This window comes from Legionella sp. PC997 (genome assembly GCF_014109825.1).
Taxonomy (GTDB): Bacteria; Pseudomonadota; Gammaproteobacteria; order Legionellales; family Legionellaceae; genus Legionella.
This window is the reverse complement of record NZ_CP059576.1, coordinates 1335458-1361385: the sequence shown is the minus strand read 5'-3', so window position 1 is coordinate 1361385 and position 25928 is coordinate 1335458. Positions and strand designations below refer to the sequence as shown.

The following is a 25928-nucleotide window of genomic DNA, read 5'->3' as shown; positions in this document are numbered from 1 at the left end:
ATGGCAACTTATGGAAGAACTATCCAATTGTGCGTATTGGTATTCCCAGCTTTAGAAGAGCTAGCGGCCAATGGTTCTTTAATTCGCATTGTAGATACAATCCGCCACAACAGGAAAAAACCCTGATAAAAACGCACGCGCATGTACACTACAGGCATATTGGCGCAAAACAGCGCTCATAAAATAGCGCTCTTTTATAACAGCCAACGCCATTCTGGTGAAAACATGGAGCGTCTTCTTAATAAGCGCCATAAGAATAAAGAAATGGTCATCCAATTGTGTGATGCACTAAGTACCTTCGGAGGGACTCGAAGATTATTTATGTAAAATTTCTTCACATATTTTTTTATATTTTTTTTCTAGAAATTTCAGCTGTTCATCACTCAATTTTTCTAAATCAAGGGTCTTATTATCGGCTGGGGGATGAGATTTAATTAACTCATCCAACTTTAAATTTATAATTTTATTATCACGATTTTGCGTATGCTGAATTAAAAAAACCATTAAAAAGGTAATAATAGTTGTCCCTGTGTTGATCACGAGCTGCCATGTATCTGAAAATTTAAAAATAGGACCCGTAGTTATCCAAATCATTATAAGCAGAATAGCAGTAATAAAAGCTCCGAAAGTTCCGGATATTTCGCTGATAAACGATGAAAATTTTTGAAACCATAATCTTAAGTTCTTCATGATTATTTCCTTGAATATGGAATAAAATTCCATTTCTTTATTTTTGCAGAATTAAAAATAAATTGGGATCTAGGTTTAGTCAATACAATAAAAAAATCCTGAGTTTCGGAAAGCGTGTGTGGCTAAAGATATGTCTGTTGTTTAGCCTATAGCCTCTATGATTTTAGGAAGCGACTTAATGATAAATGGTACCCACAAACTAGAAACTGTCACTGCCTTTAGCACTGGCGAGCCTGGTCTATAATTAAATTATAACTATTTTATTTAATTTCTATCATGAGATTTAAAATTGCTAGGTTACAAACTCCAATCTTCGCATTAGTTAAGTACGCAGGCAAAATAGCATGGACTCATTGGGTAAATATACCTGGTACAGGCTATGAATATGTAGAATATGCCTCTGATATGTCAGTAAACAAAAAACCTGGGGGTGTGATAGACGCGAAAAAAAGGCAAATTGATAATCAAATGAATAAAAAAGATAATCATGGGATAAAAGTAACAGAAGCGCCCGCGAGTTATGCAGGTTTATCTGGAAAATCTCTAAGTGAAATTAATAGCTATAATTATGGAGTGGATTCTAAGCCAATTCCTTTGGGTAGCTACTTTGACAATGATGACTGGGAGGCAGCACCTGTTAATAGGGTGAGAGTTGATAGTGAAGGTAGGCTTATAGCTGTTGTGGAGGATGAAGGAAATATTGATGACTGGTATGAAGCATTGGTTAATCGGGCGAGATTTGATAGTGAAGATAGAGTTGTAGCTGATGTGGAGGATGAAGGAAATACTGATGACTGGGAGGCAGCACCTGTTAATCGGGTGAGAGCTGATAGTGAGGGTAGGCTTATAGCTGATGTGGATGATGAAGGAAATATTGATGACTGGTATGACGCATTGGTTAATCGGGCGAGGTTTAATAGTGAAGGTAGAGTTGTAGCTGATGTGGAGGATGAAGGAAATACTGATGACTGGGAGGCAGCACCTGTTAATCGGGTGAGAGCTGATAGTGAGGGTAGGCTTATAGCTGATGAGGGGGATGAAGAAAATACTGATGACTGGGAGGCAGCACCTGTTAATCAGGTGAGAGCTGATAGTGAGGGTAGGCTTATAGCTGATGTGAAGGATGAGGGAAACACTGATGACTGGGATGAAGCATTGGTTAATCGGGCGAGATTTGATAGTAAAGGTAGAATTGTAGCTGTTGTGGAGGATGAAGGAAATACTGATGATGGGAATGCAGCGCCTGTTGTTCCAATTAAATCTGAATTAAAAATTATTAAAATTGAACTAAACAATAGACAATCTAACGTAGAAATTCTTACAAAATTACTGGATCACGAATTGTTAAAAAATCCTAGTCATAGCACAGGGAAATTAATTCAAAATCTATTAATGTGTATTAAAAATATTGATTTATCGGATCCAAAAGAAATTTATCTGGGTTTACAAGACCTTAAAGCTTATATAATCGATTGGGAAAAAAATAATTTAAATGAGGATGCAGAAAAAAATAGTCCTAACCTATTAAAACTAATGGAAGTCTTTAAAACTAATAACTCAACTTTTGAAGAGGTATTGGAATTTGCGTTAAAGCATAAGGAGCTCGCAGAGATCATCGAGGGTTTCAATATAGGACCACACAAAAATCTGAATATTGAGAAATAGACTAAGTTTCACACTAATAAATCCAATATTAGCGTAGATCCGGCCCTGACCTGAAAATTCTTTAATTAATATGCTATAGAAAAGTTTGAATGACAGACTTTGCATAAGTCCTGTGATTTGTTGGTAATGATTTTTCAACTCATTAATCAATATCTGATTAAGCTATATTCATAAATGGGTCATACACTGTTCCTTGTGTATTATAAAGTTGAGCTATAATTAAATTTAAGAAAAAAATTCTGATTCGGATCCACTTAATCAACTTTGATAGGAAGAATTTAAACCCTAATTCTCAATAGATGATATGGTTCATCAAATTAAACTGGCATGTTAAGAGTTTTGTTTCGGTGAAAAGGATAGCAATCATGAAACCTCTAGATCATTTAGCTATGTTGTCTCATCAATTTCCTAACGCTTGGAATCTTATAAACAAATACCGAACAATCAATTACTTTAAAGAAGAATGGCCTGCATGGTGTTTTCTGCCTTTAAATGCATGGAAAGGGATAGTAGCTCAAGAATATAATACGTCCACTCTTAATTTGGAACAAACCCGAGAGGCGATGTATTTGGCTGCCATTGGTACATGGCGTTATACTCAGGGTATTTATCGCTTTGATTCAAAATTATATAAGATACTGGCGCAAATGAATGTCAGCACAAAAGCCGATAAAACAAAATTTTATCAGCTTCCAGAATGGTCTATTTATATCGAAACTCCTGAGCTTAATTGGAATAATAATCCTTTACTAGGGTTTTGGTTTCACCTTCAGTGGGATAAAGAAAAAGACTATGATGAACTCTGTTTTTTATTAAACTCAGATAAATTTGTTTCTATTTCTTTGCCATTAAATAAATGGACAACCAATGAAATTCTTCAAAGTTCATATCCGAATTTATATATAAACAATAACAATGCCAATACCTTAAGAATTATGTCTTCTCTTGTGTATTATATTTGTACTTCCCCGAACCCAATTTCTGATAAATTTGGGAAGAAACCAACTCTTCCCTCCAGCAAAATGTATAAAAATGAATTTAGGCTCTTTCCTCCGGGTAATGCCAATATTTGGAATGTAACTGGGGAGAGCTCAATCATTTCAGTTAATAATGAATCGTTCATCATTAACAAGGGAGATATAGGCCAGTGAGAAGTGTTTAAGAGGTAGAACAAAAAAGATTACTTGTCTTGAAAAAGAATAGATCTAGAAATTTAAATCCCCTATTTCGGAGAGGATTTAACTTGCATATTTATAAACTGCCATGGGTCAGAATTATCTAACTCTTCGTAATATAATTTATTTCTGATTTTTAAAGGATTCCATTGGGTGTAATATCCCTGCACTTTACCTAGATAAGGTAAGGCATTTTTTAAAATTTGATCATAGGGTAACTCATCCGGTTCTAGTAATCCTTGGTTAGGATTCTGAATCGCCCAAATAATCCCGCTGATTAATCCAGCAACCACCTGTAAACTCGTAGCATTATTATGGGCAACGAGTTTGCGAGATTCTTCTATTGATAAGGTAGACCCATACCAATAGGCACCTTTAGAATTCCCCATTAATAATACCCCAAGTTCGTCAATACCTTCTTCAATTTCATCTACAATTAATCGATGATTTTTTTGGGGAATCCATTCATTTCCCTGAAGTTCCTGCAAAGAAAGCAATGCATCAGGACAGGGGCAATATGAATATAGAACCGTAGGTCTATATATAACTTTTTTGTCCTGTTCTAAGGTTAAATAATTCGCAATCGACGTATTTTCCGGATGGGTAATTAAATGCCCCTGGTATGCTCCAAAACTTGGAGTCCATGACCGGACTTTCATGCTACCGCTAGGACATTCTATATAGATACTAGACTTCGCTCCTTGATATTTTGCTCCATGCGGAAGGTGTTGTTCATGAGTTCCCCACCCTATTTCAACTGGTTGTTTTATTTCTTCTATAAATCCTTTTATGGACCATGTATTTACAAACTCACCCCATTTTTTAAATGAAGATGCCACTTGAGAATCATGTTCCGCAATATGAATACTTTTGATATTGAGTGTTTTTGCAAGAGAAGCCCATTCTAATTTATTTTGTGGAGGAGAAATGTGAAGCGAATTATCTTTTGCCATATTCAATAAAGCTTGCTTGACAAAATGAGATACAAGGCCGGGGTTAGCACCATGAGTTAGTATCGTTGTTTTTTTTATTGTTTCTCTTAAATCAAGAATTTTTTCCCTCAACCAATAATTGGTCCATGTTTTAGGATTATTTAGCTCAAAAATACTTTCTCCCCATTCTTCAATAGAGGCGTTTATATATAACGCATCATGCTGATTACATAATTGAATAAGTGCGGATGACGAGATCCCTATCGAAACATCAATTACTAAATCTTCAAAATTGAGTAATGAGCCAATCAAATTCTTATAATTGGTTTTATTAATTGCGTGAACAATGACATTTATAGAGAATTTCTTTGCAATGAGAATTGCAGAATCTTCATTAGTTATTATTGTGATTTGAGAAGAAGGAATATACAATTTACCTATGAGTAAAGGTAATAATGCTTGGCCTATACAACCAAATCCTAATATTATAATTTTGTTTTCGAAAAGCGTTTTTTTCATACCCATTCCCTTTTGGTACGACGAGTTCTTTTACGTAACAAAGCTATTTAATAAGAATGTCACCCTATTATTTAAGTAATAGCAAAAACAACATCTCATTAAATATAGAATTCCCTTAGTTTAGTTAATATTTCTTAAAATATGGAGACTGAGAGATAAAATCATTTTTTTAACAATAATGCGATAATTTTTGATATTTTAGCATTTGTTTAATTCCACTTTATTGTAAAAGAGCAAGGAAAATTACCTTGCTCTTTCTCATTTATTGATTTCTTTTCTCTTGGCCTTGTCCACCTAAACCGCCTTGTTGTCCACCCTGACCGCCTTGTTGTCCACCCTGACCACCTTGATGCCCACCCTGACCACCTTGATGTCCACCCTGACCACCTTGATGTCCACCCTGACCACCTTGATGTCCGCCTTGACCACCTTGATGTCCGCCTTGACCACCTTGATGTCCGCCTTGGCCACCTTGATGTCCGCCTTGGCCACCTTGATGTCCGCCTTGGCCACCTTGATGTCCGCCTTGGCCACCTTGATGTCCGCCTTGGCCACCTTGATGTCCGCCTTGGCCACCTTGTTGACCTTGTTGACCTTGTTGACCACCTTGTTGTAATTTATCTTCTTGTCTTTCCATGTTAATTCTCCTATTGTATTTAAACTTCTTTATTAGGAATAGAGTAAAAAAGTTAACTTTACCTTTAAGGATCCTTCCAATTTAGATAGGGTGTTCCTTAAAAAAATAAAGAATAACGATTTACTCTTACATTCTTGGTATTTTTTTTATACATCCATAAGTTTCTGAACAGAGTTACAGGGTGTTAAATCTACACCCTGTAATGTGCACAGTTATTTACGGCCCCCTTTTAAATGGGACCCTCCTTTTTTGCGATCCTCATTGCTTAAATGATGACCTTTAGAGGGGGCATGTTTCTTTTCAGTACTGGGAGAACTTCCCTTCTTGGGTTCAAAATTTTTCATAATTATCTCCTTATAATGTTTAGAACAATAATTTGTTCCATCCAAATATTTAGTACAAATAATGACCATTATCAAACAATTTATTACGAAGAGTACACTATTATTCCATTTGTAAATTCCAAAAAATTTAAAATATTTAGAATCACAAATAAGGACATACTTAAATAAAAAGGTACTTTCATGTAGTTTCGTGTTTAAAAAATTTTTAAATTGAGACTATATTAACTCTTATTAGACCCAAGGATTTCCTTAATAACGAAAAAATGTGGAAGAATCTAAAATAGGGGTATTGGGAATGATCAATAGATTGATTAATTTTGCTTGTCCGGTGCTGTTTTTAACATAACATTTAGGAAAATCTATGGACAGTATATCTTTATGGGAAAAAATTAGTAAAAGACAAGTTGATTATCCAGAATTAACCGAAGATATAGAGGTAGACGTAGCGATAATTGGAGGCGGGATTACAGGAGTAACTGCCGCAGAGCAATTAACCAAAGCAGGTAAAAAGGTAGCCATTTTAGAAGCAGAAAAAATTGGCGGTATTACCACCAGCCTTTCTACTGGCAATTTATATATAGCCGTTCAGCCATTGTACCAAACCGTTGCTTCCAAGTTTGATTTTGATACAGCAAAATCTGTAGCTTTATCAAGAAAATTTGCCATAGAGTATATTGAAAAAAAAGTGAGCGACAAAAAAATCCGTTGTAATTTTACTCGTCGTCCTTGGTATGCATATACGGTTAAAAATGAACTGGCTACCATTGAAAAAGAATTGGAATTGCTTAAAAAAATGGACCTTTCTGTGGAGTATGCCAAAACTCTACCTTTTGATTTTAAATTTAGCAAAGCCATCGTTATGGAAGATCAGGCACGATTTAATCCCTTGCAATATGTTTTATCTATGGCTGCTGATTTATTAAAGAATGGCTGTTTAATATTTGAAAAAACACGTGTAACTAAGGTGACAGAACACAATCATTGTGTCCTCGAAACGGAAAAAGCCAAAATTAAAGCAAAGAATGTCTTTATGGCAACCCATACTCCCATTGGAATAAATCCCACCCAATTGTTTACTGCTCCTTACCGAAGCTATGTTATGGGGATTGAATTGGAAAACAAAGAATATCCGGAGGGACATGTTTGGGATTTAGACAGCCCTTTTCATTCCATATGCACCCATAGCGTTTCTCTTAAACGCCCACAGATCATGCTGGTGGCGGGAGAACATCACAAAACAGGCCAAAATCCTTCGAAAACTTCCTCTTATAAAAAATTAGAAAAATACATTAATTCCACATTCAAAGTTTCTAAAACGGTATACAAATGGTCAGCCCAACATTTTCAATCCGCCGACAGCATCCCTTATATCGGTTTAGCATCTGGAAGCTCAAAACATACATATATGGCTACGGGATATTGGGCTGATGGTCTAATTTATGGGACTTTAGCAGGAATAATCATCAGCGATTTAATATTAAAAAATTCCAATCCTTTAGAGCCTATTTACCAATCGACCCGTCACAACTTATTATCTTCTGCCGCTTTTTTATGGAAAGAAAATAGCAATGTTTTGCGCCAATATTTAGAGGATTACCCTACATTGTTCTCTCAGAAGACTGAAAATATAAAAAGGGGCGAGGGTAAGGTAATTGAATACAATGATGAAAAACTTGCTGTTTCCCGCGATACTGAAAATAATTTACATGCTTTATCAGCGGTTTGCCCCCATATGAAATGTATTGTAGCTTGGAACAATGAAGAACAAACCTGGGATTGTCCATGCCATGGAAGTCGCTTTACTTGTGATGGAAAAGTTATAGAAGGTCCTGCTACCACCGATTTAGAAATAAAACAGTGGAAATAGAATAGATTTGAACTTAAGGAAAAATCCATGTTTATCAGTACCATTTTGATTTTTTTAATAACGATATCACTTGGGGTATGGCTTTTAATGTATATCCTAAAAAATAAAAATACACCTAAAGGACTTGCTTTAACGCATGGATCTTTTGCGTTTATTGGAATTTTACTTCTAATTATTTATTCAATTTTTTATAACGCTCCCCTAGTAAGCCTACTTCTTTTTATCGCAGCGGCTATTGGCGGTTTTATTCTTATTTATAGGGATATAACTGGAAAAACGATTCCTAAATGGCTTGCCTTAGGACATGGGATCACTGCTCTTTTGGGACTAATTTGTTTAATTTTATTTGCTTAAAGGCGTAAAATAAAAATTCTGATTCCTTATAATGACAAAAACCACCCGAAGGTGGTTCTCGCAGTAGCCATGCTTATGGACTAATCTAAAAGCAGGTTACATTTTTAGTATAGACCCTGTTTTTATGAAAAGCAAAAAATACTGCTTCTCTCATTAGGTTTTTGATGGTTCTCAGATAAAAACTTTCCTTTCATTTTTTTAACGAATAGCCATGATCAGGATTAAGATTTTCATCCTCTTCCCTCATCTCCTTAATAGTTTGTTTTATACTTTTAAAGTACGAAGTCGCTTTTTCTTGAGTTTTTTTATCCTTCCCTTCACTTAGAGCTAATGTTATTCGCATACTATCTTTTAAGTTATGTATTATTTCTTCATTTGATTTTGGAGGATTATCTGATTTAAGCAGATCATTTTCATACATGAGCTTGTCTATTCTTTTCTCAATATCTTCCCACTTCTTTTTCTCTTCTTTGGTTATAATCTTACCTTCTACTTTAACGGCATCCAATGATGCCATCAATTTTGCTATCTCTCGTTTATTTTGTTCAAATTTTGTTTGTCTCTCTTCTTTTTTATTACTCAAAGGACTATCCGACATGAGCAAAGCTTTTTGTTCTTCCTTTTCGGAAATGTTTTTATCCAGTTCTTCCAACACATCATCAAAGTGTTTTACTTTTTGGCTTGATGTTAAGGCGTCTTCTATCTCTTCAATGGCTTTTTCCAGTTTTCCTTTTTTTGCAAGGGAGGATAACACTTTTTTTGAGGATTCAAGTTCCTTAAGACGTAAGAGAAGAAATTTTGTGGATTGTTTCTCCTTTTTTGCTTCCTTAATATCTTTCTTACACTCTTTTATAGTTTTTTCAATAGCTTTTAGATCACTCTCTAAGGAAGTTGTAGCCCGGGCCGTCGTGGTAGTAAGAGCTGTAAAATATTTACTTTCTACATGTCTTATACTTTCGAGTTCCTGAATATACTCAGAAATTGCTGCTTTTTTTTGTCTAAGTCGCCCTATACTGCTTTGAGATGTCTTTTCGCTTGATAATTGGGTGATTTCTGCATCCATCTTGCTGTGCATAAAAAGGGTTTTATTGTAAATTTGAGTTTTATCGCTGTAATTAGCTACATTCTTAATACCATCGGATAATAAGAATTTCATTTCATCCCATTTAGTCCTGTTTAAATCCTCTTTAATATGCTTTATAACATCCTGTATTATTCTATTTGCTTCACCTTGTCCTTTTTGCTCTAACTTGGCAACGATTTTCTGGTCCCCTTCATTGGTGCTCGCCTGCAGATTTTCTAATCTTTCAAAAAACTTTTCTGGGGATAAATATAAAATTCCATTATCTTCACTACCAAAAACGCTTGAAAGCAGTTTCATTTCGTCCAATGATAAAGGAAGTCTTGTTATCTTATCCGCTGCTTCCTCCGCTCGCAGCTTTTCGCTTTTAAGTTTTTCTGTGAGGTTACCATACTCCATTGCCGTTTTTAATTTTTCTCTAAGATCCCCTGAAGGTTGATGTTTATGCTCCTCGATAATTTGAATAATCTGTTCTAATTTGGCTAATTCCCTTTGCGCTCTATCTAAATCAACGGTTAGTACTCCACCAATAACATTTCTAAGATCGCGATGTTTACCAATGAATCTAGCATAACGCTCATTTTCTCCCTTAGAAGGATTTTTTTGAGACGGGGACCACATAGAATATTCCAATTAATGTGTGTAGTTTAAATTATAGACTAATCACACAAGCGTCATTTGAGCTAAGCAGCATAATAATGAGAATATCACGGTATCATGGGGTGGATAATCTGACGTATCAACCTCCCAATATTAGAACATACGATAAGCATAGTAACATTTATATTTAGGCAAGAATCCATCCCAAAACAAAGTAAATAATTTGGAGATAAAGCCCGGCAATTTTAATTTTAGAAGTTATTGATTTTTATCGTCTTTAGAATGACAAAAACCACCCGAGGGTGGTTTTCGCAATAGGAATGTTTATGGACTTCTCCACAACACCTCCTATATTTTAAGTATAGACTCTACTTTCAAAAAAGCAAAAAATAAATTATTTAATCTTCCATTTATTCTTTTTCTACAGCAACTCCTTGTTGAGCAAAACAGATACATCATGTCTATAATTTACTAAAATACTTTATTTGAACCAATGCCTTATTAGAAAAGGATATTTACATGAATAATAAGAATGTGGTTGAACTGGAATATCAATTAACTGAAAGCCCACATAAATTATTACTTAGCACTTTGGGTGATTTTTTAGATCAATATGAATTAGACCTTCTGATGAAGCATAGTCAAATCGCTTCATTCGAATCAGGAGAAATCCTCCTGCATCAAGGAGAAATAATCAATAATGTTTATGTTATTCTTAAAGGAACAATTCTGGTAAGCGCCCAAATAATGGGACGGGGAGTCACTAATCTTGAAACTCTTCACGGAGGCCAATTGTTAACTACCATTGGACTCAATGAGCCTTGTCCTTGTCCCACATCTTTTATAGCTACAAGCCCCGGACTATATTTAATTATTTCCAAAAGATACGTTGAATTACTTTCTCTTGATTACCCAGAAACAAAATATAAGCTGCTTCTTGTTATTGCCCAGCAAACATGCAATCGTTTAAAAATAATACATGATGTGGTGACTTCTTTTATTTCTAATTCAGATATGACAAGCTTGTCGTTTTTTGAAAGAGTGATTTATTCATTAAATCAGCCCAAGAAAATTATTTTTGGTGAGAAAGGAATCGATCAAGCCCTTATTCAAAATATTTCCTCATTAAAATCATTAACCAAAGAAGAAACTCATTTGTTATGTACTCATTTTATTATTTTAGATGCTCCAAAAAATAGTACCTTAATTAGCGAGGGAGAAAAAAGCGCCTGTTGTTATTTAGTTTTATATGGCGCCATCCAGTCATGTATTATCAAGAACAACAAGCTTGCTAAATTATCAGTAATTGGCCCAGGAACATTTCTAGCGAGCATAGGGTGTATTGAAAATATTACCTCGTTTAATTTTACATATATTACTTGCGAACATACAATTTTATGTAAGTTACCCGAAACAGCCCTGCAATTAATCAAAAATAATCATCCGCAGCTTTGGTATAAGCTATTTTATTTGATTTGTACTTCGTTTACATCATTAAAAAAATCGATTGATAAATTAGACATACGATTACACATTGAAAACTACAATAGGTAAATGTTATGTGCAGAATATTGACTTATCTTGGAAAACCGATAGTAATTGAAGAATTGCTTTATAAGCCCGATAATTCATTTATAGAGCAGAGCTATAATCCTAAATACATGTCTCATTTACTTAATTTAGCTGGATTTGGCATGGCTGCTTGGGATACTACATCACCCAATCCCAAATTCCCTTACTTATATAAGACGCCTCAATTACCCTTTTACGATAGTAATTTACGAAACCTTGCTTCTAAAATTTCTCCTTATTGTCTTTTGGCACATTTACGCGGGGTTTCTTATCATGAAGAGCAAATCGTCTCTAATCAAAATGTCCATCCTTTTATTTTTTCGAACACCAATGTCGTTCTTGCTCATAATGGATCATTAAGTAATTTTGAGGAAATGCGATATGATTTATTGGAATATATACGTCCTGAATATAAAGAAGATATCCATGGAACTACGGATAGTGAATGGATTTACTCCATATTTTTATCTCAATTACCTGAATCTAGTAATTATGAAACAGAGGATATTATTACTGCGGTTATTGAAACATTAAAAATAGTACAGCACGTTCGTCAAAGACGAAAAATAAAAGCAAACTCCCCTGTAAATTTATTTATTACAAATGGTGAATTTATTGCTGCCACTCGATTTGTGTTTGATTATGGCTGGCCTTTACCTTCGGAATTGCCTTCTACTCATTCTTATTACCATTCATTATGGTATACCTACGGAGAAAGCTACGGTTTTTTTGATGAGGGATATAAAATGAATGGTGGTGAGTCCAAAAAAAGCATTATTATTGCATCTGAACCTTTGACAGAGGACACGACTACCTGGCTTGAAGTTCCTGAGTATACTCTTGTGGTGGCAAAAAAATCCAATAATGATGAGATTGAAATAATTTCTCAAGACATTAACTTATAATCTAATTTATATTGATTATATTCATTTAATTTTTTTGAGCCCACATTTTACATTGCTCTGAAACCATCTTAGGCAAGGAGCCCACTTGATGAAATATTTCTAATAACAAAGAGGCGTCATTCACTTTATCTCTTACACCATCGAGTAATCGATCCACATACTCAGTATTTCCTAGTTGATCAACATATTTTTTAATTGTCTCCGCAGTATTTATTATATCGTCAACAATTAAACTGCGCTCCATGGTGTAAGGATTAATAAAAGTGCCCTCAAAACCATATCGGCAAGCTTCAAACCTATTTTGGTTATAAAGATTGTACACATCAGGGCAAACTTGAGTGGGTCTTTCTTCCAATAGATAAAGGGCTAAGGACTGAATATAGGCGGCAATCAATAGTGCTTTATTAATAGTTAGTGGGGCATCAAAAACTCTAATTTCAACTGTACCAAATTCAGGTTTAGGGCGGATATCCCAATAAAAATCTTTCATACTCGATATAATGTCTAAATTACGCATTTTATAATAATAATCTGAAAATTGTTTCCAATCCGTGAGATAAGGCATAACCCCACTTAATGGAAATGCATTAAAGGCAATCGAACGTGCGGAACAAAAGTGGGTATTAACGCCTTGATAAAATGGTGAAGAACCGGATATTGCAATAAGTTGAGGTACATACCGCGAAAGCGCGTGCGTGAGATAAAGGGCATCCTCTGAATTACCACAACCTATATGAATATGCTGGCCAAATTCAGTAGCCATTTTGGATAAAAACCGATATCTCCTTGAAATTTTTTTGTATCTTAATGTGGGAAATATTTTTTGCATCGCCCAGGTTTGAAATGGATGACAACCTCCACCACAAATCCCTATCTCCAAATTGGAAGCCTGTTTTAATAAATAGGCTTGCAATTCAAATAATTCCTGCAACATAGTTTGCGGGGACTGATGAATGGAAGTATTGATTTCAATCATGCTTTGGGTTATTTCAGGTTTTACTCTAATTTGATAGGATTCCGTTTTAATATTTCTAATCAGATCCTTAGCTCTAGAAATTAATGAAAAGGAGCAGGGGTCTATAAGCTGAAGTTCTAGTTCAACTCCAATTGAGGCCACTGTAGATTTTTTAAATGGCAGATTTCTTCTCATATAATTCCTTAAAAATAAGCTCCTATGGATTAATTATAATCCAATTTGGTATCAATCTGGATAAATTGCAATGTAGAATTGCTTTGACTATTATGTAATTTATAGCTCATTGTGCCTACCAATCGGACAAACAAGGAGAGTAATGGATACTTTACAATGGCTAGAGCGGCTCATTAGTTTTAACTCCATTTCAAATAATTCGAATTTGGAAATTATTAAAACAATCGATGAGTGGTTCAAACTACATCATATTCCTTCGCAAGTTATTCCTGGCCCCGCTGAATCCAGAGTTAATTTATTTGCAACTATTCCTGCAACGAATGGGCAAACGGAAGGAGGGATTCTTTTGTCGGGTCATACTGATGTGGTACCTGTAGGTGGACAAATATGGAATACGGATCCTTTTGTAGCGACGAAATTAGATAATAAAATTTATGGCCGTGGTACATGCGATATGAAGGGTTTTCTTGCGGTGATTCTCGCTCTTACCCCTGAATTTAAAAAATTAAAACGAGTGAAACCCATTCACTTTTCATTTACTTGTGACGAAGAAGTAGGTTGCCTGGGTATAGATTATGTAATTGATTTTTTAAAAACCAATAGGATTCAACCTGAAGGGTGTATTGTAGGTGAACCTTCTAATATGCGCCCAATAATAGGAGGGAAAGCTAGAAAACTTTATCATTGTCAAATACAGGGGAAAGCAGTCCACTCTTCTCTGGCTTTTGAGGGTTGTAATGCAATTGAATATGGGAGTCGTTTAATCAATTACATTAACTCTATTGCCCATTATATAAAAGAAAATGGGCCATTTGATAATGATTTTGATTGTCCATTCAGCACAATAACCATTAATATAGTCAGTGGTGGAATTGCAACAAATGTCATTCCTGGCACATGTGAATTTATTCTTGAAGTTCGTTATATCAACCAATTTCCCATTGTAAATTTTCGTAGCCAAATTGAAAATTATATCAATGAAACGCTGTTACCTGAGATGAAAAAGACTTATTCAGAGGCTAGAGTTTATTTTGATGAAACTTCTGATGCACCCGGATTTCAAGCTTTGGAAAGCTCATCCATCCTTAAAGTCGTTCGTGCAGTAACCGGAATAAACGATCGATTAAAGGTTTCCTATGGAACTGAGGCGAGTGTCATTCAAAATGCCAATGTCCCCACCGTTATCTGTGGGCCTGGTGATATTAAACAAGCCCATAATCCGAATGAATTTGTAACTATAGAACAACTTAATCTGTGCGAAAAAATAATTAAAAATGTAGTTACCCTTTTTTGTACTCACCCACAAAGTAGTGACACAATTTAGAATTTTATTTATTACGAATCCGGTAAAAATAGCAATCCATCTCCAAATAACGTCCCTTTTTATAATATTTCATTCCACATTTTTGCATGACCCGGAATGAAGCAGTATTTTTTCTATCAGCGTAGGCAATTATATAATCCGTATCGATATTATCCCTTGCCCATTTCAGAAGAGCTTTTAATATTTCGGTAGCGTACCCTTTATTCCAAAATTTTTGATGCAAAAGGTATCCTACTTTTATTTCTCCGCTGTCTAATTGGTTAAAATAAGCTTCACCAACAAATTTTTCACCAGACAACCTAAAAATAATACAAGAAGGTAAATGCTTTTCTTTATAAAGAACTAAGGTTTCGTTAATATAATCCTTTATTTCTTTATCGCTTAAGAGGCCTTCTGGAAAAAATTCTTTGACTTTGGGATCCCTTTCTATATGTTTTAAATACTTGACATCATCTTTTCTAAGTAAGCGTAACCCCAGATGTTTGGTTTTTATCAAATAGTCGTCCATAACGTAATTTCCATATTAGGATATATATAAATATACACCACTTTTTCTGCTAATTAGCCGAATCTAAAAAAAGTAATTGGATATATTCGCTTTATAGGAGGATAGTTGTTTGAGAGGTATTTTACCCACTCCCCTTCAGAGTTTTTCATATTTTTTGCACGAGTTCATTTAATCGTTGGAACGAAATTGGAATATGAGATGGATTCCCGTCCTGCATGGGAAAATCCGTTTAGAGTATACACACAGTTCATGGAAAGTTAATAAAAACACCTCTATCCTAAATAAAGGATATTTTAGAGAAACTTATGAAAAAAAATTCCTCGGCTCTAGATTATATGCCTAACACGTCCTCAATTGAAAAGCTCCGAGAGTCTGCCTGTAGCTGTAAGGGATGTGATTTATATATAAATGCTACTCAGACCGTTTTTGGAGAGGGAAATATACACGCTCCTTTAATTCTGGTAGGTGAACAGCCTGGGAACAAAGAAGATTTAATCGGAAAGCCTTTTGTAGGTCCTGCGGGACGATTATTACATCAAGCATTAAAAGAGCTGGATATCGATGAAAATCTGATTTACGTCACGAATACCGTAAAACATTTTAAATTTGTAAAAAAAAGGAAATACCCGCCAACATCGCTCCCCTTCAGAACAGGAAATCGATGCGTGTAAGCCTTGGCTCTTAGCGGAACTTAAAAGCATTGAACCGAAAGTAGTTCTTTGTCTGGGAGCAACTTCAGCCAAATCGTTGATTGATCCTCATTTTCACTTACAAAAAGAACGAGGAACTTTAATCACTAAACCTGATTATTTGGTCATGGCAACCTACCATCCTTCGGCTATTCTAAGAGCCAAAATATTTAAAAATGATAAAGCCATCTTTAATTATTTTAAACAAGACTTATTATTAGCTTATCAAAATGCGCTTTAGGGCATTACTTGTACGCCCCCTGAATTAAAAGATCAGTCTAAAGCAATAAAATCGGAAGGTCCCCTTTCAATAAACCGTTTGATTAATTGTTGCCAAAAAGGACGATACAATGCATTAAATAAAGGATGGGAATCATCAACAGGGAAACAAGGTCCATGATTCACTTCCAGTAACCAAACCTTATTACCTGCTGCCTCAACCATAAAATCAAAACCAAAGCAGGCAATTCGAGGCTGTCTGTCCTCCCAAACAGGAGCAAATCGCTTTTTCAATGCATTGACTAGCAGTTGGCAGATAAAAATTATCTCCATTTTGTAGGGTTGGACTATTGATATCTCATCACTTAAACGTTGCACTACGTTATATCGTTCGTCACTAAGATGTTCATTGGTAAGATGAGATTCCAGTTGGTTGAAATTATCTTCTTGATAAGGTTTTAAGGCGATATTCACATACCCACTCGGAAAAAGTGCTGCACCTTCGTGTGTAGATACCACCACCAATTCTCGAATAGAAAATTTATGCCCCCATTGGGGTCCCTGAATCAATTGCGGCTTAACAATATACCGTTGCAAAACTTGGGGGCCTCCCATCCGCTGATGAGAAAGAAAATGGGCTTCAATGGCGTTTAAATCATTAAATATATGGATATGTTGCCCATTATTTAACATAGATGGTTTTAATATCCAAGGAATGTTAGGAGGATGTGACTTACTGATATTAGCCAAAACAGTAGGCCAATTCTGATCATCGATATAATGGGTCTCTGGCATCAAATATTCGAGATGATTTGCCTGCAAAAAAGCCGCAAGCAGGTGCTTATACTCTAAGGTTTGACTAATCAGGGGAGAAAAATGGAGCCATTCTTCATTCACTGACGCCAGCGCAGAAAACTTACTTGACTTCCACCCCTCCGCTTTCAAAAAACGCGCTAAATTAGCATGGGTTGGTGTTTTGTTTTCTTCTAAATGAAATTTCCTCATAACATTTGGTATCAATTTTTCAATTCGGTATTTATAAAACAAGTATAGCCATCATTAAATGGATCCGTGCTATAAAAATTGTAAAATTACCGAATATGATTTTTATTTGTAGATTCACGTTTATTGCTAAAATAAACCTAAACCATTATAAGTCGAACAAAGGAAGTTGAATCATTTCCGGTGTCTTTTCTTGCTTCAATTTAATTCCTATACCCAATAATCTTATGGGCATATTTTTTCTGCAGAACCCCTCTTGGATAAGGCGCTGAAGGATAATTAAGTCAATTTTATCGTGTATGCATTCAACCGTGGTTTGCTGGAAATCATTAAATTTTAATTTAACAAACAAGCTATGAATGCCTGAAATTCCTCCTATACGCTGTATTCTTCCTTCCAGACGTCCCATTAACTCCGGTAACGCAGCAAAACATGCGTCCACATCCGGTAAATCCTGCAAATAGGTTTCTTCGACACTAATGGATTTTCGAATACGCTCAGGATTAACTGGACGCTCGTCTATTCCACGCGCCAAATCATAAAGTCTCTGCCCCATAATCCCAAACTCATTAAATAAATAATCCATTGAATGCTGTTGTACATCGCCACATGTTTTAATATTCAAAGAGTTTAATTTTTCCTCCATTTTAGGCCCTACCCCAAATAATTTGCGCACGGGTAAATCAATCATAAATGCAGCCACTTCTTCTGGCTTAATCACCTTTTGCCCATTAGGCTTATGCCAATCACTGGCAATTTTTGCCAAGCTCTTATTGGGCGCAATTCCTGCGCTCGCGGTAAGTTGCCGGGTCTGATAGATTCGCTCACGTAACTCTTGTGCCATCCAGGTAGCACTCCCTTTACAGTTAGGAGAGTTCGTCACATCAAGATAGGCTTCATCCAAAGATAAAGGCTCAATTAGATCGGTGTATTCTTCAAATAAGGATCTGATATATTGACTTTCGTTCCGATAAACTTCCATACGTACTGGCCGTAAGATTAGGTTACGACATAACTTCATTGCTTTTCCTGTGGGCATGGCTGAGCGTACTCCATAGGCTCGTGCCGCATAATTGCACGTGGCGATAACCCCTCTTCGATCCGCCGCCCCTCCTACCGCGATGGGTTTATCGGCCAGCTCAGGAAAATCACGCATTTCGATAGCGGCATAAAAACAGTCCATATCAATATGAATGATTTTTCTTATTGGGTTCATTTCAATTTCTATTCTTTAGTTCATTCATGATAAAAACCCTTCAATCCAAACGAACTTGAGGCACCTCAGACCATCGGGTGGTATAAGCAGGTGATTTAAGCTCGGCCCGCATATCCCAAGGTTTGGAATACCCTTCAGCTGCCAGGCGAATCGTACTTCGTCCATACTTTTGATTGATTCGTTCAAATACGCTCATCAATTGTTCTGTGTGGTTTAGTTGCTCATCACTTGGCTGATGGAACATATCCAATTGCATAGGATCTTTAGGAATCAAATCCTCAAGGCAAACCCCTGCTTTTTTATAGTAATATCCTGATTTAAAAATACGTTGCAAACATCGCTTAGCGATTTGCGTAACTAATCGCAAATCGTCGGTAGGAGTAATGAACTTAAATTCTATAGATTGAAAGTGTTGCCCCAGATCTTCTCGAAACCGATTGGTATGTACAAAAACAAACAGGCGCTGTGCTACCAATTGTTGAATACGCATTTTCTCAACGGCTCTGGCACAATGACTACTTATAGCTTCGGCAATGGCCGAAAAGTGTGTTTGCATTTGTCCAAAACTTTTTGATGACATGATGTTTTGCTTCGGCTCGACTTCCTCCAACCCTCCACAGGCAATTCCTCGAAGCTCCATTGCGGTTCGCATTAAAACGACATTAAAACTCTTCTTCAGATGGTGAGCATTGGTCATGGCCAAATCATAGGCCGTATGTATTCCCCGTGCGATTAATTTATGTTCCCATTGTCGTCCTACCCCCCATATATCCCCTACTGAAATTTGCTGCAATAATTGCTCGCGATTCGACGTAATGTCGAAAACAGGTATCTTAAAAACCTTTTTACATAAATAATTCGCCGCTTTAGCTAATGTTTTAGTCGGTCCAATACCGATGGAAGTAGGAATTCCCGTGTGTTTTAAAATTTTCTTTTGTAATTGCTCGCAAAAAGAAGTAGGACAATCAATTGGTAAGCTACTTAAATCAAGAAATGCCTCGTCAATGGAGTAGATTTCCACATGAGGCCAGCTTTCCTCAATGGTACACATCACTCGATGGCTGATGTTTCCATAAAGCGTGTAATTCGAGGAAAAAGCTTTCACGCCATGCTTTTTGCACAAATCTTTAATTTTAAAATAAGGTTCACCCATGGTAATACCTAAGGCTTTTGCCTCATTCGAGCGCGCGATGCAACATCCATCATTATTAGAGAGAACCACAATCGGAGCATCCCTTAAGTCAGGACGAAATAAACGTTCGCAGCTGGCGTAAAAATTATTACAGTCGATAAGAGCAAACATATTAGGCAAGCTCATGAAGAACTAAGGTAACCACCCCCCAAATCACCATTTCATTCTCCTCGGTAATTTCAATGGGTTTAAATTTGGGATTTGCCGGAAGCAATTGAACTACTCCCCCTTTTTTTGAAAGACGCTTCACTGTTAGCTCACCATTGACTGCAGCAATCACAATACGACCATCTGAGGGTTCTATGCTTCTATCAACTAAAAGCCAATCACCCGAAAAAATACCCGCCTCCACCATCGAATCTCCGATGGCTTGCAAAACAAAGGTAGCTGAAGGATGTTTAATGAATTTAGTATTTAAATCGAGATATCCCTCTATGTAATCATCAGCAGGTGAAGGAAATCCAGCTTGTATTTTACTGGCGAACACAGGTAATTGGTAACTCTTACGATTCTTTACACGCTCTAATTCAGCAAGCTGAGATACCGTTAAACGAACCGCTTTGGTAGGCTCACCCCTAGGACGTCCTGCTCCTATTCTTTTTCCGCCTCGTGGTGACATAATAACTCTTTTTTTGATTTACGTACAAATATCATAGACAAGGAAAAATCCGCTGTAAATCCCTTCTTAAAGGCTCAAGGCTAAAATTAATACTAAGTCATCGAGAATAATCAATTTTTTTTGTCAATTTTTTATTTGGACAAAGGCTGCAAAATGAGATTGACCTATTTTAACTCAATAACAATTAAACCCTTATGTGGGATATAAATGATCAACCGCTTATTGCTCTTGTATTGGGATGGAAGGCAGATTGGTAAAAGATGAATCACCTTATTAATTACTAATTCCACAAGGAGTTTGACAGTCTATAAACAGACTTATCCACAGAAAATGTGCATAACTTAAATGAAGTTGCAGTGCTTTAAAAATGATATAATTCAGACACAGCAAGGTTTTTTTTATACATTGCTGTTTTATAATTCATATTTGGTAAAAAGATATCCACAGAAAAGGGATTAAAGAAAAAATTCAAACATAGGTATCTTATACAAATAAAAAATAAAAAAACAGTCTTGACTCCCACTATTTTAATTTTTAATTTTTGGCTCCCTACGTGATTAAACTCTTTGCTTAAAATAATAACAACAATAATCGACCTCCATAATGTTAATAACTCAGATTGGCTTTTTTATAATGACGTTACTCCGGGATTTAGGGTTACACCTGCAGTTTAAAAGTGTCATTCTCGCGCAGGCGGAATCCATCCATCCAAATAATTCCTAAACTTTGTTTTGGAGAAAACCCCGTCTACGCGGGAAATGACATCAATTGTGGACGAGCATATCGGTTGGACATTTTGATCCAACCAACGATTTTAAACCACAGAATAATTATTAATTAATAAAACCATAATGTTTTGTGGATTATAATGAATCAAGCTGCATTTAAACAAATCAATCATGACTGTAGGCATCCTTAATAACTTAAAACAAGCTTTTGATAATTTCTGTAATCATTATCTAAAAAATCCTGTCGACGGATATATTTATGTGCCCTTTAGGGAAGATGAGCTCTCAGAAGAGGTGAAAAAGGATATTCAAATATTTAAAAAAAATAATGCAAGCAGGTTTAAAAATAAAAATTTTATCATTTTATTACACAACCAATGTGATTTATCTACTTTGCCTCCTAGTACAAAAATTTATGTGCTAGGCCACGGAATTGATTGTCATCCCGATAGAAAATTATCCTCTGTCTTAGATAATCCAAATTTACCCTATGAGGAATTAAAACATCTCCCCTTTCATGATTGGGCATATTGCGTTTCGGGAGGAAAAAAAGCAGTTACAGTAGATGATATTTCTAAACGTATGATAGCGGACGGAATAACTCAAACGGATAATATTACTATTAAATTGTGGTTTTGTGATCGAAATAATAAAGCTTACATAATGGCCAAACGATTTCTAGAGGGATTTGCTGAATATGCAACTTCTATGAGAGTTGATTATTATGAAAACCAAATTTTGTATTCACCTTGTATACGGGAGGGTGAAATGCATAAATGGGCAAGAAATGAAACAACAACTTTAGTAGAAAGAGCAAGTTCAATAAGAGAGTCGCTTTTTTTTAAAACGCATACTCGTGAAAATCAAAGGAAGACGTCAGCGTGTAATGATTTAGTAGAGGAGACAAGATGTATTGTTTAGAAATACATCTTGTTCCTTTCTTATGTAGGTTTTAACTTAAAGTATAGTAATCGTATACTGTCTTTACCATTAATCTGATCGCTATATCGATACAACTTAGAAGCTTTGATTGCTTATGAATTCATACTGAAGTCATAATCCTCCATACATTACAACCCGACCTTAGACATTCCTTATTTTTAATATTAAGGTTTGAAATTTTTGCTCTCTTTTTCCATATCACCCTTATAAGAGCTTAGTTTTTCTTTTAGCTTAACTTGTTCTTTATAACGACTATGATCACTAATCTCGTCTGCAGTATTCCAAGCCTGCCTTTTTGTAAAAAGTTCTCTGAGTTTTGTAAAAAAATCACGTACTTTCGGAGGTTCTACTTCTAATGTCTTTTCGGTTAGCTGGCTAGTAAATTTTTTAATTGCACCCTGGACCATGCTTTTCGAACATTCGTTTGCTGCTGCAGCTATCTCATTTTGAAACGTTTCCCAAGCTTTCACTGCGGGGGACTGGGAGTTCGCCCCAATCGCCTTGAGCTCCATAGAAGCTAAATCAACTTTCATCTTAAATTTGTCAATTAATTGTTTATCTTTTTGCCGAACAATCAAATCGCGCAAGTCATCAATTCCTGTATTCTTTGCAGCACTGGTCTCCATAACCTTTATATCTGGAAGCTTATGTTTTTCTTTAAATTGTTGAATATCTTTCTGTGTAACCTGTTGTTTCTCACTCTCATCTGTTTTAGTAATTGCAATTATAATTTGAGAATCAGGTTTTTGTTTCCGGACTTCCATTATATAGAAGTCAGCCTCTTGTAAGGATTGTTTGTCACTTTGATCAATGCAAATCACATTGATTGGCTCTGCCCTCACCCATTGCTCCTTTTTTTGCCTATGCTTGACAGCGTCTCCATGAGTAGTTAGTGTAACGCGAACATCTCCGCTTTCGCTTTGGAATGAGTTATTTGAAATACCAATTGTAGTACCTTCGTCTGTCCTGTACCTCCTACTCGCCAAAACATTAACCAGTTGCGTTTTTCCTGAACCCCCACTCCCGAAAAAACCAACTCTCAATTCTCTAATATGATTTTTTGCTTGAGCCATAATACTACTCGCTTAGAAAATTTACCCTACCCTTAATTATAGCTGTATTTGACCTGCTTGCTTAGAAATGAACCACACTCCTCATTTAATGACCTAGTGCAGAAGTGTCTTTTAACCTTCAGTAATAAAGTTTTAGAAATCGAATCTGATATGTAATCAGTAGCTAAAACTAAAGTCTTTTATTTTTTGAATTATGACTATACTCAATTAAAAGAAGCGTTACCCAAAGACAAGTGCAGTTTATTTATCTCTTCAATTTTGCATGCAGCTAACAGCAAACACGGAAATTACGTAAACGGAATTTAACATGAGAATATTAAATATTAAGGTATTAAGAGGTCCCAATTATTGGAGCCAAGAGAGAAAAAAATTAATTGCTCTTAAAATAGACCTGGACGATTTAAATAATCCTGCATACATTACCGAAAACTTTTCAATGAATTTAAAAAAACTCTTACCTAGCCTCACTCATACTGCAAAAGAACATGGGAACTTTTTTGACCAATTGGATAAGGAAGTTAAATTAAGTTATGTGATTGGCCATATCGCAGTCGAACTACAAAACTTAGCGGGTATGCATACGAGTTTCGAAAAAGAAATCGCTACGCGTGAAAAGGGTATTTATTATATTGTTTTTTCTTATGAAATTGAAAAGGCAGCGCTTCATGCAGCAAAATTAGCTGTTCAGATTACCGAATGTATCGCACGAGGCCGCAACTTTTTAAATCTTAATAATGAAATTAGTTACCTTGGCTCAATCTATGAGAATGAAAAATTAGGCCCCAGTACTTCAGCGATTATCCGGGAAGCTGAAGCGAGGGGAATTCCATGGTGTAAGATGGAAGATGAACCTTTGATTACTTTAGGCTATGGAATCCATCAACAAAAAATATGGATGACTGTTTCCTCAAAAACCTCTTCGATTGGCGTCGAAACTGCGGGAAATAAGAGTTTAACTAAAAAAATACTCGCCTCACACTTTATACCTATCTCTAAAGGCTATTTGGTAAGCTCTATGGAGGAACTTGAACAGATTTTAAATTTCATCCATTTTCCTTTAGCAATCAAACCTTTTGACGGGAACCACGGAAACGGTGTGACGTGTAATATAGTTAATTGGCAACAAGCCAGAAAAGCCTTTGATTTAGCTAAAAGTTTTTCCGATAAAGTTATTATTGAAAAGCATATTGAAGGGAGTGATTTCAGATTTTTAGTGATTAATTTTCAATTGGTTGCTGCCTCTAAACGAGTACCCGCACAAGTTATAGGAACTGGTGATAAAACGATAGAAGAACTCATTACTGAAATAAATGAAGATCCCAAAAGAGGTGAAGGTCACAACAATTTTTTAACCCGAATCTCTGTTGACGAAGTGACCAGGGAGATTTTGAATGAACGGTCGCTGCATCTAAAATCAATTTTGAAAAAGGGAGAAGTCTTATCTTTGAAGCATTCCGCGAACATAAGCTCTGGAGGGACGGCCATGGATGTGACCGATCTCATCCATCCTTTTAATAAAAAACTTATGGAGCGTGTAGCCAAAGTTATAGATCTGGATATCTGTGGCATTGATGCCATAGTTAAAAATATTGAAGAACCAATGAATGAAGAAAACAGCGCAATCCTTGAAGTGAATGCGGCTCCCGGTTTAAGGATGCATTTATGCCCTTCCCACGGTAATTCAAGAAATGTGGCTGGTGCTATAGTGAACTCATTGTTTCCGCCATCGAAAAACTTCCAAATCCCTATAGTTGCTGTGACAGGAACTAATGGCAAAACAACAGTGGTCCGTTTGATCGCTCATCTGGTGAAAAGAAACCAATTTAAAGTAGGCTATACCACTACGGAGGGAATTTATTTTGATGAGGAATTAATTTATCAAGGGGATTGCAGCGGTCCTTTAAGTGCGCAAGCCGTATTATTAAATCCAAATGTCAATTTTGCAGTTTTAGAATGTGCTCGCGGTGGTATATTGCGCTCAGGACTGGGTTTTACCAACTGCGATATTAGTGTCATTACAAATATCACTGAAGATCATTTGGGGTTAGAAGACATCCATACTTTGGAAGAATTAACCAAGGTCAAATCGGTGGTCGCTCAGAGTACTAAAAAAGAGGGCTATGCAATACTCAATGCCGAAGACGACCTGGTTTATGGTTTGAAAGAAAAACTCGAATGTAATATCGCGCTATTTGGTTTAAGTAACGGGGAGCGAATAAAACTTCACTGCCAAAAAGGAGGAGTAGCCGCTTTTATTGAGGATGAATCCATTATCCTTTTTGAAAAAAATAATAGGTATTCCATTGCACTGATCAAAGATATTCCCCTCTCTTTTAATGGGGCAGCTGAATTTATGATAAAAAATATTTTAGCAGCAGTTATAGCCAGTTGGCTTAGTGGCGTAGCGGCGGTGGAGATCAAAAAAGCATTAATCGATTTCGTTCCTTCCGAAAAAAATACCCCCGGAAGAATGAATGTTTATGAGTTTAAAGATTACACTATCCTGCTTGACTATGCTCACAATCAAGGAGGATATTTAGAAATTAAAAAATATTTATCTACTTTGGATCGCTCCAAAAAAATAGGAATAATCAGTGCCACTGGTGATAGGCGATCCAAGGATATCCAGGAATTGGGAGCCCTATCTGCTCAAATGTTTGATGAAATTATAATTAAACATAATAAAGATGAGAGAGGTAGTAGCAATGATTATCTCACGAGCCTACTTATGGAAGGAATTCACGCTCAAAATTCTGATTTAAAAGTTAAAGTCATCTCCGATGAATTTCATGCCCTAGAGTATGCAATAGAGAATGCAGCTCCCGGCAGTATTATTTTTTATTCCGTAGATGATGTATTTTCAGCATTGAAATATATTAAAGAAGTAAATCAAAGAGTAAATAGTAAATAAGGACTTATGGAGAA

At 35.9% G+C, this 25928-nt stretch carries 24 protein-coding genes; 12 read left to right on the top strand and 12 right to left on the bottom strand.

Annotated features, from left to right (window positions below):
* The first annotated feature begins 141 nt into the window (after positions 1 to 141).
* On the top strand, positions 142 to 327 hold the full coding sequence (locus HBNCFIEN_RS05730; protein WP_182393106.1) for a hypothetical protein: 186 nt from the start codon (positions 142 to 144) through the stop codon (positions 325 to 327).
* On the opposite strand, the gene HBNCFIEN_RS05725 is transcribed toward HBNCFIEN_RS05730, so the two are convergent.
* Entirely contained in the window at positions 316 to 690 is a 375-nt protein-coding gene (locus tag HBNCFIEN_RS05725) for a low affinity iron permease family protein (protein ID WP_182393105.1), read from the bottom strand. The genes HBNCFIEN_RS05730 and HBNCFIEN_RS05725 overlap by 12 nt on opposite strands.
* 276 nt (positions 691 to 966) lie before the next feature.
* Between HBNCFIEN_RS05725 and HBNCFIEN_RS05720 the strand changes: the two genes are divergently transcribed.
* Both HBNCFIEN_RS05720 and HBNCFIEN_RS05715 read left to right on the top strand, forming a co-directional pair.
* Complete coding sequence (locus HBNCFIEN_RS05720; RefSeq protein WP_182393104.1) at positions 967 to 2355, top strand: hypothetical protein; 1389 nt, start codon at positions 967 to 969, stop codon at positions 2353 to 2355.
* A gap of 365 nt (positions 2356 to 2720) precedes the next feature.
* Positions 2721 to 3506: a hypothetical protein gene (locus HBNCFIEN_RS05715; protein ID WP_182393103.1), complete on the top strand. Its 786-nt coding sequence runs from the start codon at positions 2721 to 2723 to the stop codon at positions 3504 to 3506.
* A gap of 71 nt (positions 3507 to 3577) precedes the next feature.
* Here HBNCFIEN_RS05715 and HBNCFIEN_RS05710 read toward each other — a convergent pair whose 3' ends face one another.
* The 3 genes from HBNCFIEN_RS05710 to HBNCFIEN_RS17690 form a co-directional block, all read right to left on the bottom strand.
* Positions 3578 to 4981 carry a saccharopine dehydrogenase C-terminal domain-containing protein gene (locus tag HBNCFIEN_RS05710; RefSeq protein ID WP_182393102.1) on the bottom strand — a complete coding sequence of 468 codons (1404 nt, stop codon included), beginning with the start codon at positions 4979 to 4981 and terminating at the stop codon, positions 3578 to 3580.
* Positions 4982 to 5243: 262 nt separating this feature from the next.
* Positions 5244 to 5618, bottom strand: coding sequence for a hypothetical protein (locus tag HBNCFIEN_RS05705; protein WP_182393101.1), 375 nt, complete (start codon positions 5616 to 5618; stop codon positions 5244 to 5246).
* A 212-nt stretch (positions 5619 to 5830) separates the two neighbouring features.
* Entirely contained in the window at positions 5831 to 5962 is a 132-nt protein-coding gene (locus HBNCFIEN_RS17690; protein WP_255464367.1) for a hypothetical protein, read from the bottom strand.
* A 361-nt stretch (positions 5963 to 6323) separates the two neighbouring features.
* On the opposite strand from HBNCFIEN_RS17690, the gene HBNCFIEN_RS05700 reads away from it, so the two are divergent.
* Positions 6324 to 7829: an FAD-dependent oxidoreductase gene (locus HBNCFIEN_RS05700; protein WP_182393100.1), complete on the top strand. Its 1506-nt coding sequence runs from the start codon at positions 6324 to 6326 to the stop codon at positions 7827 to 7829.
* 27 nt (positions 7830 to 7856) lie between these two features.
* Entirely contained in the window at positions 7857 to 8183 is a 327-nt protein-coding gene (locus HBNCFIEN_RS05695; protein ID WP_182393099.1) for a hypothetical protein, read from the top strand.
* A 190-nt stretch (positions 8184 to 8373) separates the two neighbouring features.
* Here HBNCFIEN_RS05695 and HBNCFIEN_RS05690 read toward each other — a convergent pair whose 3' ends face one another.
* On the bottom strand, positions 8374 to 9885 hold the full coding sequence (locus tag HBNCFIEN_RS05690; protein ID WP_182393098.1) for a hypothetical protein: 1512 nt from the start codon (positions 9883 to 9885) through the stop codon (positions 8374 to 8376).
* 498 nt (positions 9886 to 10383) lie between these two features.
* Between HBNCFIEN_RS05690 and HBNCFIEN_RS05685 the strand changes: the two genes are divergently transcribed.
* Complete coding sequence (locus tag HBNCFIEN_RS05685) at positions 10384 to 11418, top strand: cyclic nucleotide-binding domain-containing protein (RefSeq protein ID WP_182393097.1); 1035 nt, start codon at positions 10384 to 10386, stop codon at positions 11416 to 11418.
* Between the two features lie 5 nt (positions 11419 to 11423).
* Positions 11424 to 12341 carry a class II glutamine amidotransferase gene (locus HBNCFIEN_RS05680; protein ID WP_182393096.1) on the top strand — a complete coding sequence of 306 codons (918 nt, stop codon included), beginning with the start codon at positions 11424 to 11426 and terminating at the stop codon, positions 12339 to 12341.
* 25 nt (positions 12342 to 12366) lie between these two features.
* Here the strand turns inward: HBNCFIEN_RS05680 and HBNCFIEN_RS05675 are convergent, their stop codons facing one another.
* Positions 12367 to 13491, bottom strand: coding sequence for a YbdK family carboxylate-amine ligase (locus HBNCFIEN_RS05675; RefSeq protein ID WP_182393095.1), 1125 nt, complete (start codon positions 13489 to 13491; stop codon positions 12367 to 12369).
* Positions 13492 to 13633: 142 nt separating this feature from the next.
* On the opposite strand from HBNCFIEN_RS05675, the gene argE reads away from it, so the two are divergent.
* Positions 13634 to 14815: an acetylornithine deacetylase gene (gene argE, locus HBNCFIEN_RS05670; protein WP_182393094.1), complete on the top strand. Its 1182-nt coding sequence runs from the start codon at positions 13634 to 13636 to the stop codon at positions 14813 to 14815.
* Between the two features lie 4 nt (positions 14816 to 14819).
* On the opposite strand, the gene HBNCFIEN_RS05665 is transcribed toward argE, so the two are convergent.
* Complete coding sequence (locus HBNCFIEN_RS05665; RefSeq protein WP_255464366.1) at positions 14820 to 15311, bottom strand: GNAT family N-acetyltransferase; 492 nt, start codon at positions 15309 to 15311, stop codon at positions 14820 to 14822.
* A 317-nt stretch (positions 15312 to 15628) separates the two neighbouring features.
* On the opposite strand from HBNCFIEN_RS05665, the gene HBNCFIEN_RS05660 reads away from it, so the two are divergent.
* Both HBNCFIEN_RS05660 and HBNCFIEN_RS17850 read left to right on the top strand, forming a co-directional pair.
* The gene (locus HBNCFIEN_RS05660; protein WP_182393092.1) at positions 15629 to 15994 is read left to right on the top strand and encodes a uracil-DNA glycosylase family protein; all 366 of its coding nucleotides are present in this window, start codon (positions 15629 to 15631) and stop codon (positions 15992 to 15994) included.
* On the top strand, positions 15981 to 16253 hold the full coding sequence (locus HBNCFIEN_RS17850) for a uracil-DNA glycosylase family protein (protein ID WP_182393623.1): 273 nt from the start codon (positions 15981 to 15983) through the stop codon (positions 16251 to 16253). Before HBNCFIEN_RS05660 ends, HBNCFIEN_RS17850 begins: the two co-directional genes overlap by 14 nt.
* A 32-nt stretch (positions 16254 to 16285) precedes the next feature.
* Here the strand turns inward: HBNCFIEN_RS17850 and HBNCFIEN_RS05650 are convergent, their stop codons facing one another.
* From HBNCFIEN_RS05650 to HBNCFIEN_RS05635, 4 genes are all read right to left on the bottom strand, one after another.
* Complete coding sequence (locus tag HBNCFIEN_RS05650; RefSeq protein ID WP_182393091.1) at positions 16286 to 17236, bottom strand: tubulin-tyrosine ligase; 951 nt, start codon at positions 17234 to 17236, stop codon at positions 16286 to 16288.
* 145 nt (positions 17237 to 17381) lie between these two features.
* The gene (gene dinB / locus HBNCFIEN_RS05645; RefSeq protein ID WP_182393090.1) at positions 17382 to 18449 is read right to left on the bottom strand and encodes a DNA polymerase IV; all 1068 of its coding nucleotides are present in this window, start codon (positions 18447 to 18449) and stop codon (positions 17382 to 17384) included.
* Between the two features lie 40 nt (positions 18450 to 18489).
* On the bottom strand, positions 18490 to 19767 hold the full coding sequence (locus tag HBNCFIEN_RS05640; protein ID WP_182393089.1) for a Y-family DNA polymerase: 1278 nt from the start codon (positions 19765 to 19767) through the stop codon (positions 18490 to 18492).
* Positions 19754 to 20260 carry a LexA family transcriptional regulator gene (locus HBNCFIEN_RS05635; protein WP_182393088.1) on the bottom strand — a complete coding sequence of 169 codons (507 nt, stop codon included), beginning with the start codon at positions 20258 to 20260 and terminating at the stop codon, positions 19754 to 19756. Before HBNCFIEN_RS05635 ends, HBNCFIEN_RS05640 begins: the two co-directional genes overlap by 14 nt.
* Before the next feature lie 899 nt (positions 20261 to 21159).
* Between HBNCFIEN_RS05635 and HBNCFIEN_RS05630 the strand changes: the two genes are divergently transcribed.
* Positions 21160 to 21909 carry a hypothetical protein gene (locus tag HBNCFIEN_RS05630; RefSeq protein WP_182393087.1) on the top strand — a complete coding sequence of 250 codons (750 nt, stop codon included), beginning with the start codon at positions 21160 to 21162 and terminating at the stop codon, positions 21907 to 21909.
* 185 nt (positions 21910 to 22094) lie between these two features.
* Here HBNCFIEN_RS05630 and HBNCFIEN_RS05625 read toward each other — a convergent pair whose 3' ends face one another.
* Positions 22095 to 23003 (bottom strand): GTPase domain-containing protein, encoded by a 909-nt coding sequence (locus HBNCFIEN_RS05625; protein ID WP_182393086.1) that lies wholly within the window; start codon positions 23001 to 23003, stop codon positions 22095 to 22097.
* Between the two features lie 307 nt (positions 23004 to 23310).
* Between HBNCFIEN_RS05625 and cphA the strand changes: the two genes are divergently transcribed.
* Positions 23311 to 25914 (top strand): cyanophycin synthetase, encoded by a 2604-nt coding sequence (gene cphA, locus HBNCFIEN_RS05620; protein ID WP_182393085.1) that lies wholly within the window; start codon positions 23311 to 23313, stop codon positions 25912 to 25914.
* The last annotated feature ends 14 nt before the right edge of the window (positions 25915 to 25928 follow it).

Coding starts and splice junctions, on each gene's coding strand:
- HBNCFIEN_RS05630 (WP_182393087.1), top strand. CDS start 21,160: ATGACTGTAGGCATCCTTAATAACTTAAAACAAGCTTTTGATAATTTC.
- HBNCFIEN_RS05640 (WP_182393089.1), bottom strand. CDS start 19,767: ATGAGCTTGCCTAATATGTTTGCTCTTATCGACTGTAATAATTTTTAC.
- HBNCFIEN_RS05705 (WP_182393101.1), bottom strand. CDS start 5,618: ATGGAAAGACAAGAAGATAAATTACAACAAGGTGGTCAACAAGGTCAA.
- HBNCFIEN_RS05680 (WP_182393096.1), top strand. CDS start 11,424: ATGTGCAGAATATTGACTTATCTTGGAAAACCGATAGTAATTGAAGAA.
- HBNCFIEN_RS05695 (WP_182393099.1), top strand. CDS start 7,857: ATGTTTATCAGTACCATTTTGATTTTTTTAATAACGATATCACTTGGG.
- HBNCFIEN_RS05675 (WP_182393095.1), bottom strand. CDS start 13,491: ATGAGAAGAAATCTGCCATTTAAAAAATCTACAGTGGCCTCAATTGGA.
- HBNCFIEN_RS05700 (WP_182393100.1), top strand. CDS start 6,324: ATGGACAGTATATCTTTATGGGAAAAAATTAGTAAAAGACAAGTTGAT.
- HBNCFIEN_RS05635 (WP_182393088.1), bottom strand. CDS start 20,260: ATGTCACCACGAGGCGGAAAAAGAATAGGAGCAGGACGTCCTAGGGGT.
- HBNCFIEN_RS05685 (WP_182393097.1), top strand. CDS start 10,384: ATGAATAATAAGAATGTGGTTGAACTGGAATATCAATTAACTGAAAGC.
- HBNCFIEN_RS05725 (WP_182393105.1), bottom strand. CDS start 690: ATGAAGAACTTAAGATTATGGTTTCAAAAATTTTCATCGTTTATCAGC.
- HBNCFIEN_RS05720 (WP_182393104.1), top strand. CDS start 967: ATGAGATTTAAAATTGCTAGGTTACAAACTCCAATCTTCGCATTAGTT.
- dinB (WP_182393090.1), bottom strand. CDS start 18,449: ATGAACCCAATAAGAAAAATCATTCATATTGATATGGACTGTTTTTAT.
- HBNCFIEN_RS05710 (WP_182393102.1), bottom strand. CDS start 4,981: ATGAAAAAAACGCTTTTCGAAAACAAAATTATAATATTAGGATTTGGT.
- HBNCFIEN_RS05730 (WP_182393106.1), top strand. CDS start 142: ATGTACACTACAGGCATATTGGCGCAAAACAGCGCTCATAAAATAGCG.
- HBNCFIEN_RS05650 (WP_182393091.1), bottom strand. CDS start 17,236: ATGAGGAAATTTCATTTAGAAGAAAACAAAACACCAACCCATGCTAAT.
- HBNCFIEN_RS05715 (WP_182393103.1), top strand. CDS start 2,721: ATGAAACCTCTAGATCATTTAGCTATGTTGTCTCATCAATTTCCTAAC.
- HBNCFIEN_RS05660 (WP_182393092.1), top strand. CDS start 15,629: ATGAAAAAAAATTCCTCGGCTCTAGATTATATGCCTAACACGTCCTCA.
- HBNCFIEN_RS05690 (WP_182393098.1), bottom strand. CDS start 9,885: ATGTGGTCCCCGTCTCAAAAAAATCCTTCTAAGGGAGAAAATGAGCGT.
- cphA (WP_182393085.1), top strand. CDS start 23,311: ATGAGAATATTAAATATTAAGGTATTAAGAGGTCCCAATTATTGGAGC.
- argE (WP_182393094.1), top strand. CDS start 13,634: ATGGATACTTTACAATGGCTAGAGCGGCTCATTAGTTTTAACTCCATT.
- HBNCFIEN_RS17690 (WP_255464367.1), bottom strand. CDS start 5,962: ATGAAAAATTTTGAACCCAAGAAGGGAAGTTCTCCCAGTACTGAAAAG.
- HBNCFIEN_RS05625 (WP_182393086.1), bottom strand. CDS start 23,003: ATGGCTCAAGCAAAAAATCATATTAGAGAATTGAGAGTTGGTTTTTTC.